Raw genomic sequence first — 16,457 nt, forward strand, 5'->3', positions numbered from 1 at the left:
AGGACGCGATGAACGTACTGACAGACAACTTCTCGGCCTACGGCGCCGGTTTCCTCGGCACCCTCGAACTGACCGTCTACGCCTCCCTGCTGGCCCTCGTCCTGGGCTTCCTGACGGCGTCCTTCCGGGTCGCGCCCGTCGGCTCCCTGCGGACCTTCGGCACCGTGTGGGTCGCCGTGCTCCGCAACACCCCGCTCACCCTGCTGTTCTTCGCGGTGCTGCTCGGACTGCCCCGGTTCGGGCTCGTGCTCCCCTTCGAGGTGTTCGCGGTCCTCGCCCTCGGCTGCTACACCTCCGCCTTCGTCTGCGAGGCGCTGCGCTCCGGCATCAACACCGTGCCCACCGGCCAGGGGGAGGCGGCCCGCAGCCTCGGCATGACCTTCGGGCAGACCCTGTCGCTGGTCGTGCTGCCCCAGGCGTTCCGGTCCGTGATCCCGCCCATCGGCTCCACCCTCATCGCGCTCGCCAAGAACTCCGCGATCGCGGGCGCCTTCAGCGTGACCGAACTCCTCGGCACGTACAAGACGCTCAACGAACTCGGCTACAACATCGTGTGGACGTTCGTCTGGATCGCCGTCGGCTACCTGATCATCACGCTCGCCATCAGCGCCCTGTTCCACGCGCTGGAGCGGAAGTGGGGGGTCGCCCGGTGACCGGGGCCTCGGCGCTCTACGACATCCCGGGCCCGCGCACCCGGCGACGGCACGCGGTCTACGGACTGCTGTCCGCCGCAGTCCTCCTCGCGCTGCTCGCCTGGATCCTGTACCTGCTGTTCCACACCGGCCAGTTCACCGCCACCAAGTGGACGCCCTTCGAGTACCAGGGCATCCAGCGGCTGCTGCTGCGCGGCCTCGGCAACACCCTGAAGGCGTTCGCGATCGCGGCCGTCCTCTCCCTCGTCCTCGGCGGGGTGCTGGCCTCGGGCCGGCTGTCGGACCACCGGCCGGTGCGCGCGCTCGCCACGCTCCTCGTGGAGTTCTTCCGGGCCATGCCCGTCCTGGTGATGATCTTCTTCATCTTCGTCGCGCTGAAGGTGCAGCCGCTGCCCGCGCTGGTCGCCGGGCTCACCCTCTACAACGGCTCGGTGCTCGCCGAGGTCTTCCGCTCCGGTGTGCACGCCGTCGAACGCGGTCAGCGGGAGGCCGCGTCCGCGCTCGGCATGCGCAAGACGCAGGTCATGGCGCACGTCCTCGTGCCGCAGGCGGTGCGCGCCATGCTGCCCGCCATCATCAGCCAGTTGGTGGTCGCCCTGAAGGACACCTCCCTCGGCTTCCTCATCACCTACGAGGAGTTTCTCCATGCCGGGAAACTCATCGCCTCCAACCTCGACTACGATTTGCCGTTCATCCCCGTGGTGATGGTGATCTCGCCGATCTACATCGGGATGTGCATGCTGCTCTCGTGGTTCGCCGGCTGGGTGTCCCGCCGTGAGCAGCGCAGCCCCAAGACCGAGGCGGTGGCTCACGCCCCGGCCGGCCCTGGGGCGCTGCTGCCCGGTGGGGAGCCCCCCATGGCCCCGAAACCCTGAGGGGGGCGGCAGTTCAACGGGCCAGGCTCGTCCGGCGGCAGCCGGAGATCACTGCTCGCGAGCGGGACGGATACCTGTGACGGGCCGTCCCCGGGCGGGCAGAAGGTCAGCTGCGCGCCGGACGGGTTGTGCTCGCCGGTGTGACATCCGCCACCGGCCCGACCACCCCGCGCCGTACGCGTGTTCGAGTCCCGGCATGGTGGGCCGGGATCCCGTCGCGTACTGTCGGTACAGCATCGTTCTGGTTACGCTGCGCGGACTGTCCCGACGGGAGGTACGCATGGGTCGCCCAGACAAGCGGAAACTTGCGGTCCTGGTGGTCTCGGCCGCCGTGGTGTCGGTGGGGGTGGCGGCGCCGCCCGCCGCGCCGGCGAGCGGGAAGGCCGCCAAGACGCCCGTCGCCGTCGGTTACGGCGGCGCCGTGGCCAGCGTCGACGCCGACGCCTCCGCCGCGGGGATCGAGGTCCTTGAGCGCGGCGGCAACGCGGTGGACGCGGCCGTCGCCACGGCCGCCGCGCTCGGCGTCACCGAGCCCTACTCCGCCGGCATCGGCGGAGGCGGCTACTTCGTCTACTACGACGCGCGGACGCGCACGGTGCACACCATCGACGGCCGGGAGACCGCGCCGCTCGCCGCGGACTCCGGCCTGTTCACCGAGCACGGCAAGCCGCTGCCCTTCGCCGACGCCGTCAGCAGCGGCCTGAGCGTCGGCACCCCGGGCACGCCCGCCACCTGGCAGAAGGCCCTGGAGGAATGGGGCAGCGAGAACCTGCGCACCGTGCTGAAACCGGCCGAGCGGATAGCCCGCGCCGGCTTCACGGTGGACGAGACCTTCCGGGCGCAGACCGCGGCCAACGAGACCCGGTTCCGCTACTTCCCCGACACGGTGAAGCTGTTCCTGCCGAACGGCGAGCTGCCCGTCGTCGGCTCCACCCTGAAGAACCCCGAACTGGCCCGCACCTACGAGCAGCTGGGCCGCGAGGGCACCGCCGCCGTCTACCGCGGGGACATCGGCGACGACATCGTCAAGACCGTCGAGCACCCGCCCGTGGACCCCGCCTCGGGCTGGAACGCCCGCCCCGGCAAGCTCGCGGAGAAGGACTTCGCGGTCTACCGCGCCAAGCTCCAGGCCCCGACCAGGACGTCGTACCGCGGCCTGGACGTCTACTCCATCGCCCCGTCCTCCTCCGGCGGCACCACGGTCGGCGAGGCCCTGAACATCCTGGAGCGGACGAACCTGTCGAAGGCGAGCCGGGTCCGCTATCTGCACCGCCTCATCGAAGCCAGCCGCGTCGCCTTCGCCGACCGCGGCCGCTGGGTCGGCGACCCCGCCTTCGAGGACGTACCGGCCAGGCAGCTGCTGTCGCAGCGGTACGCCGACTCGCGCGCCTGCCTCATCAGGGACGACGCGGTCCTCACCAGCCCGCTCGCCCCGGGCGACCCGCGCCACCCCGCGCCCTGCGGCAAGGGCGGCACCGCGGCCCCGACGACGTACGAGGGCGAGAACACCACCCATCTGACCGTGGCCGACAAGTGGGGCAACGTCGTCGCCTACACGCTCACCATCGAGCAGACCGGCGGCAGCGGCATCACCGTCCCCGGGCGGGGCTTCCTGCTCAACAACGAGCTGACCGACTTCTCCTTCGCCCCCGCCAACCCGGCCGTCCACGACCCCAACCTGCCCGGTCCGGGCAAGCGCCCGCGCTCCTCGGTCTCCCCGACCATCGTGCTGGACCGGCACGGCAAGCCCGTCGTGGCGCTCGGTTCGCCCGGCGGCGCGACCATCGTCACCACCGTGCTGCAGACCCTGACCGGCTTCCTCGACCGGCACCTGCCGCTGGTCGACGCCATCGCCGCGCCGCGCGCCAGCCAGCGCAACACGGCGAAGACCGAGCTGGAACCGGGGCTCTACGACAGCGAGCTGAGGAGCCGCCTGGAGGCCATCGGGCACGTCTTCAGCCCGAATCCCGAGATCGGCGCCGCCACCGGCGTGCAGCGCCTGCCGGACGGCAGGTGGCTGGCCGCCGCCGAGAAGGTGCGGCGCGGCGGCGGCTCGGCGATGGTGGTGCGCCCGGCGCGGTAGCCCTTGGGCCGCCGGGCGGCGTGTGACGTCCCCGGCGGCCCCCTTCACCGCCTCACCGCTCCGGTGCGGGCGGCTCGACCCCGGTCTCCGGCGTGGTCTCCGGCGCGGGCGGGGCCGCCGCCCGGCCGGCCTGCCGGTCGGCGCGGAAGTCCAGCCGCCCGTCCCGGACGTCCACCGTGACCCGGCCGCCCTCGGAGACCGTGCCGTTCAGCAGCAGCCGGGAGAGCTGGTTGTCCACCTCGCGCTGGATGGTGCGGCGCAGCGGCCGGGCGCCGTACTCCGGCTGGTAGCCGCGCTCGGCCAGCCAGTCCACGGCCGCGCGCGTGAACTCCACCGAGACGCCCTGTCCCTCCGCCAGCCGGCGGGTGTTCTCCAGCAGCAGCTCGGTGATCCGCCGCAACTGGTCGCCGGTCAGCTGCCGGAAGACCACGATCTCGTCGATCCGGTTGAGGAACTCCGGCCGGAAGTGCTCGCGCAGCGGCCTGAGGATCCGCTCGCGCCGCGCCTCCTCGTCGGCGTCCGCGCCGCCCGGCCCGAACCCGATCCCGGCACCGCGCCGGGTGATCGCCTCCGAGCCCAGGTTGCTGGTCATCACGATGACCGTGTGGGTGAAGTCCACCGTGCGGCCCTGCGAGTCGGTGAGCCGGCCGTCGTCCAGCACCTGGAGCAGGATGTTGAAGACGTCCGGGTGCGCCTTCTCCACCTCGTCCAGCAGGAGCAGCGAGTACGGGTGCCGGCGCACCACCTCGGTGAGCTGTCCGGCCTCCTCGTGGCCGACGTACCCGGGCGGGGCGCCCACCAGCCGGGAGACGGTGTGCCGCTCCTGGTACTCGCTCATGTCCAGCCGGACCATCCGTTCCTCGCTGCCGAACAGCGCCTCCGCGAGCGCCCGGGCCAGCTCGGTCTTGCCGACTCCGGTCGGGCCGAGGAAGAGGAAGCTGCCGATGGGCCGGTGGGGGCTCGCGAGCCCGGCGCGGGAGCGCAGCACCGCCTCGGAGACCACGGCGACCGCCTCCTCCTGGCCGACCACCCGCTGGTGCAGGTGTTCCTCCAGGCCGAGCAGCCGCTCCTTCTCCTCCTCGGTCAGCCGGCTGACCGGGATGCCGGTCTGCCGGGACACCACCTCGGCGACGGCCTCCGCCGTCACCTCCAGCTGCCCCTCGTCGGCCTTCCCCTCCTCGCTGGCCGCCGCGATCCGCTGCTTCAGCCCGGTGATCCGGTCGCGCAACTGCTTGGCCTGCTCGTAGTCCTCGTCCGCGACCGCCTGGTCCTTGTCCCGGACCAGCTGTTCCACCTCGCGCTCCATGGCGCGCACGTCCGTGCCCTTCGTCCGGGCGCCCAGCCGCACCCGGGCGCCGGCCTGGTCGATCAGGTCGATCGCCTTGTCCGGCAGCCGCCGGTCGGTGAGGTACCGGTCCGACAGCTCCACGGCGGCGACCAGCGCCTCGTCGGTGTAGCGGACCTGGTGGTGGGCCTCGTAGCGGTCGCGCAGCCCGCGCAGGATCTCGATCGTGTCCCCGGCCGTCGGCTCGGGCACCAGGATCGGCTGGAAGCGGCGGGCCAGCGCCGCGTCCTTCTCGATCCGGCGGAACTCCTCCAGCGTGGTCGCGCCCACGATGTGCAGCTCGCCCCGGGCCAGGGCGGGCTTGAGGATGTTCCCGGCGTCCATGCCGCCGCCCTCGCCGCCGGAACCGGCGCCGACGACGGTGTGCAGCTCGTCGATGAAGACGACCAGCCGGTCGGAGTGGGCGCGGATCTCCTCCACGATGGTGTTCAGGCGCTCCTCGAAGTCGCCCCGGTAGCGGGTGCCGGCCACCACCCCGGTCAGGTCCAGGGCGACCACCCGCCGTCCGGCCAGCACGTCGGGCACGTCGCCGTCGGCGACGCGCTGCGCGAGCCCCTCGACGACGGCCGTCTTGCCGACGCCCGCGTCACCGATCAGCACCGGGTTGTTCTTGCCGCGCCGGGACAGCACCTCGATGGTCTGCTCGATCTCGGTGTCCCGGCCGATCACCGGGTCGACCCGGCCCTGCCGGGCCAGCTCGGTCAGATCACGGCCGTACTTGTCCAGGGTGGGCGTGCCGGTGGGCCGCTGCCGCTCCGGGCGCGGCTGCGCGCTCTCCGGGGCCTCCGGCGGCAGGGAGCGCGGCTGGAACCGGGCCGCGTGCAGGATGTGCCCGGCCGCCGAGTCCGGGTTCGAGGCGAGCGCGCTGAGCACGTGCTCGGGGCCGATGTACCCGGCACCGCTGGCCCGTGCCATGTCGTGCGCGTCCAGCAGGGCCCGCTTGACGGCGGGCGTCAGGGACAGCGAGGTCGGCGGCGGGGCCTCGCCCGGCGGGTGCTGCACCGGGCCCGCCCGGTCGTCGATCTCCGAGGCGAGCGAGTCCGGGTCGGCGCCCGCCCGGCTCAGCAGGCTCCGGGTGGGCTCCGTCGACACGGCCGCGCGCAGCAGGTGCTGGGTGTCCAGGTCCCGGCTGCCGTGGTCGGCGGCGTACTGGGCGGCTCCTCTGACCATCTCCCGGGCCGGCTGGCTGAGCAGGCGGCCGATGTCGATGTGGCGTGGCGCCCCGCCGCCGCCGGCGGCTCCGCCGAAGAAGCGGGCCAGGAAGTCGCCGAAGGGGTCAGGAGGGTAGCCGTTGGTCATGGCGTGGGGTTCCTTCACTGACGGCATGCGGAGCGGCCGGGTAACCCGGGGGCGGGTTGCTCATGCCCACGATGGCACGATCCGTGGGGGCGGGCATGTCCGCCCACGGGCGGTGCGGGCGCCCGTCCGGGGGGCGGCGGCCGCGGGTCCGGCGGGCCGCGCCGCCACCGCTCCGCGGCCCGTCAGGGCGTCTGCCGTGCCGTGAGGATCCGGGGGCCCGCCTCCGTGACGGCCACCGTGTGCTCGACGTGGGCCGCGCGGGAGCCGTCGTCGGTGCGCAGGGTCCAGCCGTCCGGGGCCTCGTGGTAGCCGTCCTTGCCGCTCGCGATCAGCATGGGCTCGATGGCGAGGACCATGCCGGGGCGCAGCGGGAGGCCGCGGCCGGGGCGGCCCTCGTTCGGGACCTCGGGGTCCTCGTGCATGCGGCGGCCCACGCCGTGGCCGCCGAAGCCCTGCGGGATGCCGTAGCCGGCCGTGCGGCAGACCCGGCCGACGGCGTGCGCGATGTCCCCGATGCGGCCTCCCGCCACGGCCGCCCCGATGCCCGCGGCCAGCGCCCGCTCGGCGGTCTCCACCAGCCGCAGGTCCGCCGGGCGGGGGCGGCCCACCACGAAGCTGATCGCGGAGTCGCTCGCCCAGCCGTCCAGCACGGCGCCGCAGTCGACGGAGAGCAGGTCGCCGTCGCGGAGCCGGTAGCCGGTGGGGATGCCGTGCACGATCGCGTCGTTCACCGAGGCGCAGATCACCGCGGGGAAGGGGGTCGGGGCGAAGGAGGGGCGGTAGCCGAGGAACGGCGAGGACGCGCCCGCCTCGCGCAGCACCTCCCGGGCCACCTCGTCCAGCTCCAGCAGCGAGACGCCGACGCGCGCGGCCCTCCGCACGGCCGTCAGGGCACGCCCGACGACCTGGCCCGCCGCGTGCATCGCGTCGATCGATGTTTCGGTCTTCAGTTCCACCATGCCAATTACTATACCGGTATTTTAATTGGGTGGCGGAGGGGCCGGTGCGGGAGAGGGGCAGAATGGGGGCATGGTGCGCACCCCTCTCACTCCCGAAGAGCGCGAACGCGGTGAGCGGCTCGGGCTGCTGCTGCGCGAGGCGCGCGGCGACCGGAGCATGGCGGACGTCGCCGCGGCGGCGGGCGTCTCGGCCGAGACGCTCCGCAAGATCGAGACGGGGCGGGCGCCGACGCCGGCGTTCTTCACCGTCGCCGCGCTGGCGGGCGCGCTCGACCTGTCCATGGACGAGCTGGTGGCCCGGTGCGCCCTGGTGCCCCTCTGAGCCGCCCGCACGGCGCGCCCCGCCGGGCCCGCTCCTCCACAGGGGTGTGAAACGCGATCGGCCCCGCGGGTTGCCGACGGGTGGTCTTGGCAAGGGCCGCCCGGGGGCTTACGTTCGTCCCTCTACCGCCTGCTCTACGGGCGTAGAGGCTCTGACGTCGCGTCGAAGGAGCAGCTCATGGCCAACGTCGTCCGCGCCGCTCTGGTCCAGGCCACCTGGACCGGAGACACCGGGTCCATGATCGCGAAGCACGAGGAGCACGCCCGCGAGGCGGCCCGCCGCGGCGCGCGGATCATCGGATTCCAGGAAGTCTTCAACGCCCCCTACTTCTGCCAGGTCCAGGAGCCCGAGCACTACCGCTGGGCGGAACCCGTGCCCGACGGCCCGACCGTGCGCCGGATGCGGGACCTCGCCCGGGAGACCGGCATGGTGCTCGTCGTCCCGGTCTTCGAGGTCGAGCAGTCCGGCTTCTACTACAACACCGCCGCCGTGATCGACGCCGACGGCGGCTACCTCGGCAAGTACCGCAAGCACCACATCCCGCAGGTGAAGGGCTTCTGGGAGAAGTACTACTTCAAACCCGGCAACCTGGGCTGGCCCGTCTTCGACACCGCCGTCGGCAAGGTCGGCGTCTACATCTGCTACGACCGCCACTTCCCGGAGGGCTGGCGGCAACTCGGCCTGAACGGCGCCCAGATCGTCTACAACCCCTCCGCCACCCACCGGGGCCTGTCCGCCCACCTGTGGCGGCTGGAACAGCCCGCCGCGGCCGTCGCCAACGAGTACTTCGTCGCCGCCATCAACCGCGTCGGACAGGAGGAGTACGGCGACAACGACTTCTACGGCACGTCGTACTTCGTCGACCCGCGCGGACAGTTCGTCGGCCCGGTCGCGAGCGACACGAGCGAGGAACTCCTCGTGCGGGACCTGGACCTCGGCCTCCTCGACGACGTGCGGCGGCAGTGGGCCTTCTACCGCGACCGCCGCCCCGACGCCTACGAGGGGCTGGTGCGGCCGTGAGCGACCTCCATTCCCGCCACCGCGGGATCATGCCCGACTGGCTCGCCCTCTACTACGACGACCCGATCGAGATCACCCACGGCGAGGGCCGCCACGTCTGGGACTCCTCGGGCCGCAGATACCTGGACTTCTTCGGCGGCATCCTCACCACGATGACCGCGCACGCCCTGCCCGAGGTCACCAAGGCGGTCGCCGAACAGGCCGGCCGGCTGCTGCACTCCTCGACCCTCTACCTCAACCGGCCGATGGTCGAACTCGCCGAGCGCATCGCCCAGGTGAGCGGCATCCCGGACCCCCGGGTGTTCTTCACCGCCTCCGGCACCGAGGCCAACGACACCGCCCTGCTGCTCGCCACCGCCTACCGGCGCAGCAACACCGTCCTGGCCATGCGCAACAGCTACCACGGGCGCTCCTTCGGCGCGGTCGGCATCACCGGCAACCGCGGCTGGTCCCCGACCTCCCTGTCCCCGGTGCAGACCCTGTACGTGCACGGCGCCGTGCGCACCCGCGGCCCCTTCGCCCACCTGGACGACCGCGCGTTCATCGACGCCTGCGTCGCCGACCTGTCGGACGTCCTCGGCCACACCCGGCCCCCGGCCGCGCTGATCGCCGAACCCGTCCAGGGCGTCGGCGGGTTCACCTCGCCGCCCGACGGACTGTTCGCGGCCTTCCGCGAGGTGCTGGGCGCCCAGGGGATCCTGTGGATCTCCGACGAGGTGCAGACCGGCTGGGGCCGCACCGGCGACCACTTCTGGGGCTGGCAGGCACACGCCCGCGGCGGCCCGCCGGACATCGTCACCTTCGCCAAGGGCATCGGCAACGGCATGTCCATCGGCGGGGTCGTCGCCCGCGCCGAGATCATGAACTGCCTGGACGCGAACAGCATCTCCACCTTCGGCGGCACCCAGGTCACCATGGCCGCGGGCCTCGCCAACCTCACCTACCTCCTCGAACACGACCTCCAGGGCAACGCCCGGCGCGTCGGCGGACTGCTCATCGAACGGCTGCGGGCGGCCACCGCCGGGCTGCCCGGAGTGCGCGAGGTGCGCGGGCGCGGACTGATGATCGGCATCGAGCTGGTGAAGCCGGGCACGGACGAGGCCGACCCGCGGGCCGCCGCCGCCGTGCTGGAGGCGGCCCGCCGGGACGGCCTGCTCATCGGCAAGGGCGGCGGGCACGACAGCAGCGCCCTGCGGATCGCCCCGCCGCTCTCCCTGACCGTCGCCGAGGCCGAGGAGGGCGCGGCGATCCTGGAGAGCGCGCTCAGGAGCCTCCACTAGGGACGGGAGCGCACGAGCCGCCGACGGCACCCCGACCCGCCCCGAGTGACCGAGGAGCAGCATGAGCAGCCGTACCGTCATCCGCCACGGCCTCGTCATCACCGCGTCGGACGAAATCCACGCCGACGTCCTCGTCGAGGACGGCCGCGTCGCCGCCCTGGCCACACCCCGCTCGCAGAACTGGACCGCGGACCGCGAGATCGACGCCACCGGCCGGTACGTCATCCCGGGCGGCGTCGACGTGCACACCCACATGGAGCTGCCGTTCGGCGGCACCCACGCCTCCGACACCTTCGAGACCGGCACCCGGGCCGCCGCCTGGGGCGGTACGACCACCATCGTGGACTTCGCGGTGCAGAGCGTCGGCCGCACCCTGCGCGAGGGCCTGGACGCCTGGCACGCCAAGGCCGAGGGCAACTGCGCGATCGACTACGCCTTCCACATGATCGTCTCCGATGTGAACGACGACACGCTCAAGGAGATGGACCTGCTGATCGAGGAGGGCGTGACCTCGTTCAAGCAGTTCATGGCCTATCCGGGCGTCTTCTACTCGGACGACGGCCAGATCCTGCGCGCCATGCAGCGCTCCGCCGGGAACGGCGGGCTGATCATGATGCACGCCGAGAACGGCATCGCCATCGACGTGCTGGTCCGGCAGGCGCTGGCCCGGGGCGAGACCGACCCGCGCCACCACGGCGAGGTCCGCAAGGCACTGCTGGAGGCCGAGGCCACTCACCGCGCGATCCGGCTCGCCCAGGTCGCCGGGGCCCCGCTGTACGTCGTCCACGTCTCGGCGGCGGAGGCGGTCGCGGAGCTGGTCAGGGCCCGTGACGAGGGGCTGGACGTCTTCGGCGAGACCTGCCCGCAGTATCTGTTCCTGTCCGCCGACAACCTCGCGGAGCCGGACTTCGAGGGCGCCAAGTACGTGTGCAGCACCCCGCTCAGGCCCCGCGAACACCAGGCCAGGCTGTGGCGGGGCCTGCGGACGAACGACCTCCAGGTCGTCTCCACCGACCACTGCCCCTTCTGCTTCACCGGCCAGAAGGAACTGGGCCGGGGCGACTTCTCCAAGATCCCCAACGGCCTTCCGGGCGTCGAGAACCGCATGGACCTGCTCCACCAGGCCGTCGTGGACGGCCACCTCTCGCGCCGCCGCTGGATCGAGATCGCCTGCGCCACCCCGGCCCGCATGTTCGGCCTGTACCCGAAGAAGGGCACCATCGCCCCGGGCGCCGACGCCGACATCGTCCTGTACGACCCGCACGCCGAGCAGGTCGTGTCCGCCGCGACCCACCACATGAACGTCGACTACTCGGCGTACGAGGGCAAGCGGGTCACCGGCCGCGTCGAGACGGTCCTCTCGCGCGGTGAGGTCGTCATCGACCGGCGGGAGTTCACCGGCCGGGCCGGGCACGGCGTCTTCACCCCGCGCTCCACCTGTCAGTACCTGAACTAGGAGTGGCGACCATGGACTTCGGACTCGTCCTGCAGACCGACCCGCCCGCCTCCCGCGTCGTCGGCCTGATGCGACGGGCCGAGCGCAACGGCTTCCGCTACGGCTGGACCTTCGACTCCGCGGTGCTCTGGCAGGAGCCGTTCGTGATCTACAGCCAGATCCTCGCGCACACCGAGCGGCTGACGGTCGGGCCGATGGTCACCAACCCCGGCACCCGCACCTGGGAGGTCACCGCCTCCACCTTCGCCACCCTGAACGACATGTTCGGCAACCGCACCGTCTGCGGCATCGGCCGCGGCGACTCCGCGATGCGCGTCGCCGGCCGCAGGCCCCAGACCCTGGCCCACATCAGCGAGGCCATGAAGGTCATCCGCGCCCTCGGCCGCGGCGAGGAGGCCGACCTCGGCGGCACCAGGATCCGCATCCCGTGGATCAAGGAGGGCGCCGAACTCCCCGTCTGGATGGCGGCGTACGGCCCGAAGGCCCTGAGGACGGCGGGCGCGGAGGCCGACGGGTTCATCCTCCAGCTCGCCGACCTCTACCTGACCGAGTACATGGTGAAGGCCGTCAAGGACGCGGCGGCCGCCGCCGGCCGCGACCCGTCCGAGGTGACGATCTGCGTCGCCGCCCCCGCCTATGTCACCGCCGACGACTCGCCCGAGGCCCTCGCCCACGCCCGCGACCAGTGCCGCTGGTTCGGCGGCATGGTCGGCAACCACGTCGCCGACCTCGTCGCCCGTTACGGCGAGCACTCCGCCGGCGTCCCCGCGGAACTCACCGACTACATCAGGACCCGTCAGGGCTACGACTACGCCCACCACGGCCGCAGCGGCAACCCGGACACCGCGTTCGTGCCCGACGAGATCGTGGACCGGTTCTGCGTCATCGGCCCCGCCGAGCGGCACATCGGGAAACTGACCGCGCTGCGCGACCTCGGCGTCGACCAGTTCGCGCTGTACGACATGCACGACGCCCAGGAGGCGACGATCGACGTCTACGGCAGCCGGATCATTCCCGCCGTCAATTCCTGACCCCCGGCCCCGGTTCTCCCCTCCCCGCCGTCCCGGGGAGGGGCCCGTCCTCCCGGCGGGTGGTGCCCCCGCCCCCGCGCCGAGCGCGCGAGGGCGGGGCGGACCGGGCGGAAACCGGCCGGTAGCCGGGCGTTGTCCGGCAGGATGCCGGTGGGGCACGCCCGGACCCGGCCGCCGGACCACGGCGGCGGGCACCATGGCGGCGGAGGGGATGACACATGAGTGATGCCGCAGCCGTGTCCGCGGCCGACCGCGCCGCCGCCGCGCTCGCCCGCACCGACCAGCTGTCCGTACCGGTCGAGACGGACACCTACACCGGCGTACGGGGCCCCGAACTCGATGCTCTGACCGAGGAGTTGGAGGAGCTGCTCGCCGACCTGGCGAAGGCGGGGGAGAGCGGCGCGACGGCGGCCGTGGCGGCGGCTCGGCTCGGCCGGTGCCGGGCCGTACGGTTCGTCCTCCAGGGCGCCCCGGCCGACCGGGAGCGCGCGCTGCCCCTGCTGGACGCGGCCCGTACGTCCCCCCTGCTCGGCGCGGAGGAGCGGGAGGCGGCCTACCGCGGGCTGGTGGCGCTGGCCGGATCCCGGCTGGTGGCCCTGAGCCGGGACACCTCCCTCATCTCCGCCCCGCACTGGAACGTCGACCGGCTCGTGTCCCTCTCCGAGCTGGGCAGGCCCCTCGCCGAGGGCGGATCCGGCATCGTGGAGGACACCGGGTTGCTCGCGCGGCTGCTGCTGGAGCACGAGCAGCAGCGGATGACCCCCGAGTTCCGCGACCGGCTGCGAGGGCTCGCCGCGATGACCGACGCGCTCCGGGACGGCGACACCGGCGCGCTCGTCCGCGCGGCCCGGCCCCTGGTCGAGGCCATGACGGGCGGGCCGGTGGCGGCGTCGACGAGCACCCTGATGCACCTGATACTCGGCGAGCTGGAGCGCTCCCTCGCCACGTCCCCGAAGCGGCTCGGGCAGACCGGGGACGGGCCGGCGGGGGAGGCGACGGCGGGGGACGGGCCGGCCGGGGACGCCGACGCGGACGTGGAGACCCGGAACGTCCTGACCGAGTTCCTGGCCCTGGCCGAGGTGATGTCCCCCGGCATCGTCGGACCGGGGAACGTCTCCGGGCTCCTCGCCGAACTGATGGGGGAACACCCCGCCACCGCCCCGGCGGACGGCCGCGCACCCCTGTCCTCCAGGATGCTCGGCGCCTTCCTCCACTTCGCCCGCGCCATGTACTCCGGTGAAATGGGAGGCTTCCGGGAGGCGCTCCGCCTGATGCACGAGGCGTGGGCCGACGGGGAACTGGCCGGCAACCCCAACGGCGAGTGGCTCACCAACGTCGTACCCGTCCTGCTCTTCGGGGCCGCCATGAACGGCGGCAGCCTGGAGGACGAGGACCTGGCCCTGGAGCTGTTCGAGAGCCAGCGGTGGGACGGCGACCCCGGCAGCACGGCCGCCGCCAACCTGCGCCTGTGCGGGGAGACCATGCGGCTCATGGCCCGGCTGACCGCCGCGCTGGACCGGGGCGAGGCCGAGACCGTCGAGGACGTCATCGACGCGCTGTGCGAACTGGAGCTGGACGAGACCCACGCCGCCGCCGAGGAGTGGACCGGCGTCCACATCGGCCTGGCGCTCGGCGTCGCCTACCTCGGCCTCGTCGTGCTCGACGCCTCGGGCCCGGACCGGACCGCCCGCCTGCGGGCTGCCGTGCACCACATGCAGCGGGCCGTGGAGACAGCGGTGGACATGCCCGTCCTGCGCAGCTTCCTCGACATGACCTGGGCCCCGCTGCTCACCCTCACGGCGATCGTCGAGTCCGACCCGAGCCGCATCGCCGAGGGCGTACGGCGCGCCCGGGCCGCGCTGGCGAGCACCGAGTTCACCGGGGCGCTGCGGCCCAGGTCGCACGGCGCCATCGCGCTCGCCCTGGACACCCTGTACGCGTTCACCGGGGACGCCGGGGCGCTGGACGAGGCGATCGGCGAGCTGACCGAGGGACTCGGGGCCCTGCCCGAAGGGCTGCCGGGCGGCGCCGGCGTCACCTGGGACCTGGCCGCGCTGCACGCCAAGCGCGCCGGGCTGCGGGCGGGCGCCCCGGGCACCGACGAGGACCTGACGGCCGCCGTCGGACTCGCCCGCACCTCGCTGCGGCACTCCGCCGACGAGGTCCTGCTCCAGCAGGGGGTCGGCCGCGGCCTGCGGATCGCCCGCGCGGCGGCCGACCGGGGCCGCGCGGCGGCCTTCTGGGCGCTGCGGGCCGGGCGCACCGAGGAGGCGATCGCCTGCCTGGAGGCCGGGCGGTCCCTGGTGCTCGGGGCGGCGGCGGTCTCCGCGGGCGTCGCCGACCGGCTGGCCGCCCTCGGCGAGAGCGAACTGGCCGAGCGCTGGCGGGCCGCCGCCGACCAGGACCGCGGTGACGACCGCTCCCTGTGGGAGCTGTCCGCCGACGTGGCCTCCGGCAGCCCCGGCGGCCCGTCGGACGGCTCCCCGATGGAGGTGCTGGCCGCGGTCGGCGCGGGCACCCCCGGGCTGCCCGGTGACCTGCGGCGCCGCTCGCTGGAGCTGCTGCGCGGGCAGGACGGGGCCGAGCCGGAGCAGGTGCTGCCCTCCGTGGACGACCTGCGGGCCGGGCTGCGGGCGACGGAGGCGGACGCGCTGCTGTACCTGGTCCCCGGCGTCGACGACCCGGACGGCGCGGTGCTGGTCGTCCCCCGCGACGGTCCCGTCGAGACGCTGGCGCTGCCCGGCCTGGCCCCCCGGGGCCGCGGGCCCGTCGCCGCGTACCTGGCGGCCGGCGCGGACCGGCAGCGGCTGGAGACCACCGCCGACCGTGGGGAGGGGCGCAAGGAGGAGAAGGACCACGCCGAACGGCGCTGGCTGCGCGCCCTGGACGAGCTGTGTGCCTGGGCCGGCGAGGTGCTGGGCCCCGCCTTGGACCACATCGGCCCGGGGCACCCCACCCGCACCGGGACCGACGCCCGCCCGGCGCCGGCCGGGGGCGCAGGGAAACGCGCCGCACCGACCGCCGAGGACGGCCCGCACCCCGCCTCGGCCGGGGGTGCCGACGCGCCTCCTGCCACGGTCGCCGCCGACGGCGCGGATCCCGCCCCGGTCGCCGGAACCGCCGCGGGCCGGACCGTGCGGCTCGTCCTGGTGCCCTGCGGGGAACTCGGAGTGGTGCCCTGGCAGGCGGCCCTGGTCCGGCCGGCCGCCGGGCTCGGCGGAGCGCGTCCGGTCCGGGCCTGTGAGGTGGCCGTGCTCACCCACGCGGCCTCCGGCCGCGAGTTCCTGCGGGCCGCGGCCCGGCGGCGCATGCCGCTCGCCGGCCGCCCCGCCCTGGTGTTCCACGGCGGGGACGACCTGGAATGGGCCGAGGAGGAGATCGACACCCTGGCCGCCGTCCACTACCCGGACGCCGTGGTGCACCGCCCGCACGAGGACCCCGCCACCCCGGAGACCGTCCTGGCGCTGCTCGGCGGCCGGGCCGCCGCCCCCGCCTCCCTGGTGCACCTCGCCTGTCACGGGCTCGCCGGCCCGGACCCCACCCGCTCGGCCCTGCTCCTGGCCGATCCCGGCCGGGCCGGCGAGCCGTCCCGGAGCGCCGGCCTCACCCTGAGTACCCTGCTGGGGACGCCCGCCGAGGGCGACGCCTTCCGGTCGGCCGGCCCCCTGGTGGTGTGCGGCGGCTGCGAGACCGACCTCACCACCCGCGACCACGACGAGGCCCTGACCGTCACCTCGGTCATGGTGCACCGGCTGGCCGCCGACGCCATCGGCTCCCGGTGGAAGGTCGACGACAAGCGGTCGGAGCTGGTCATGCTCGTCCTGCACGACGCCCTCAACCGGGGCCTCGCGCCACCGGACGCGCTGCGCGCCGCCCAGCGCTGGATGCTCACGCCGCCGGGCGAGCGCCCGCCCGTCCCGGCGCTGGCGGACATCTCGGACGCGCGGCTCGCGGAGGACTTCCGGGACCGGCCCGACACCTGGGCCGCCTTCGTCCACCACGGCAACCCGGCACCGGGGGGGGGGGGGGGGGGGGGGGGGGGAGGAGGGAGGGGGGGGGGGGAGAGGAACTGCGGAGGGTGGCTAGGGAACACTGGGGTAAAGCGACATGAGGACGTGCAGAGAAAGGCAAGCG

Annotated in this window: 11 protein-coding genes; 9 read left to right on the plus strand and 2 right to left on the minus strand. The window is 73.8% G+C overall.

What is annotated here, in order from left to right:
* The first annotated feature begins 8 nt into the window (after nt 1–8).
* The 3 genes from ACZ63H_RS15335 to ggt all read left to right on the plus strand — a co-directional run bounded on the left by ACZ63H_RS15335 (nt 9) and on the right by ggt (nt 3,611).
* Nucleotides 9–653, plus strand: a complete 645-nt coding sequence (locus ACZ63H_RS15335) for an amino acid ABC transporter permease (protein WP_469865093.1) — start codon at nt 9–11, stop codon at nt 651–653.
* A complete protein-coding gene (locus tag ACZ63H_RS15340) occupies nt 650–1,528 on the plus strand; it encodes an amino acid ABC transporter permease (protein WP_469865095.1) in 879 nt (292 codons plus the stop codon). The genes ACZ63H_RS15335 and ACZ63H_RS15340 overlap by 4 nt, the downstream gene beginning before the upstream one ends.
* Nucleotides 1,529–1,808: 280 nt before the next feature.
* Nucleotides 1,809–3,611, plus strand: coding sequence for a gamma-glutamyltransferase (gene ggt / locus ACZ63H_RS15345; RefSeq protein ID WP_469865097.1), 1,803 nt, complete (start codon nt 1,809–1,811; stop codon nt 3,609–3,611).
* A 52-nt stretch (nt 3,612–3,663) separates the two neighbouring features.
* On the opposite strand, the gene ACZ63H_RS15350 is transcribed toward ggt, so the two are convergent.
* Nucleotides 3,664–6,255, minus strand: a complete 2,592-nt coding sequence (locus ACZ63H_RS15350) for an ATP-dependent Clp protease ATP-binding subunit (protein WP_469865099.1) — start codon at nt 6,253–6,255, stop codon at nt 3,664–3,666.
* Between the two features lie 182 nt (nt 6,256–6,437).
* Nucleotides 6,438–7,214 carry a type I methionyl aminopeptidase gene (gene map, locus ACZ63H_RS15355; protein WP_469865101.1) on the minus strand — a complete coding sequence of 259 codons (777 nt, stop codon included), beginning with the start codon at nt 7,212–7,214 and terminating at the stop codon, nt 6,438–6,440.
* A 70-nt stretch (nt 7,215–7,284) separates the two neighbouring features.
* Between map and ACZ63H_RS15360 the strand changes: the two genes are divergently transcribed.
* From ACZ63H_RS15360 to ACZ63H_RS15385, 6 genes are all read left to right on the plus strand, one after another.
* A complete protein-coding gene (locus ACZ63H_RS15360) occupies nt 7,285–7,536 on the plus strand; it encodes a helix-turn-helix domain-containing protein (RefSeq protein ID WP_469865103.1) in 252 nt (83 codons plus the stop codon).
* Between the two features lie 177 nt (nt 7,537–7,713).
* The gene (locus ACZ63H_RS15365) at nt 7,714–8,556 is read left to right on the plus strand and encodes a nitrilase-related carbon-nitrogen hydrolase (RefSeq protein WP_469865105.1); all 843 of its coding nucleotides are present in this window, start codon (nt 7,714–7,716) and stop codon (nt 8,554–8,556) included.
* A 29-nt stretch (nt 8,557–8,585) separates the two neighbouring features.
* The gene (locus ACZ63H_RS15370) at nt 8,586–9,836 is read left to right on the plus strand and encodes an aspartate aminotransferase family protein (RefSeq protein WP_469865125.1); all 1,251 of its coding nucleotides are present in this window, start codon (nt 8,586–8,588) and stop codon (nt 9,834–9,836) included.
* A 61-nt stretch (nt 9,837–9,897) separates the two neighbouring features.
* Nucleotides 9,898–11,292, plus strand: coding sequence for a dihydropyrimidinase (gene hydA, locus ACZ63H_RS15375; RefSeq protein ID WP_469865107.1), 1,395 nt, complete (start codon nt 9,898–9,900; stop codon nt 11,290–11,292).
* 11 nt (nt 11,293–11,303) lie between these two features.
* Nucleotides 11,304–12,323: a TIGR03842 family LLM class F420-dependent oxidoreductase gene (locus ACZ63H_RS15380; protein ID WP_469865109.1), complete on the plus strand. Its 1,020-nt coding sequence runs from the start codon at nt 11,304–11,306 to the stop codon at nt 12,321–12,323.
* Between the two features lie 218 nt (nt 12,324–12,541).
* A partial coding sequence (locus ACZ63H_RS15385) for a CHAT domain-containing protein (RefSeq protein ID WP_469865111.1) occupies nt 12,542–16,457 on the plus strand: 3,916 nt, incomplete at its 3' end.

It is taken from the genome of Streptomyces sp. NPDC104831, assembly GCF_055583025.1.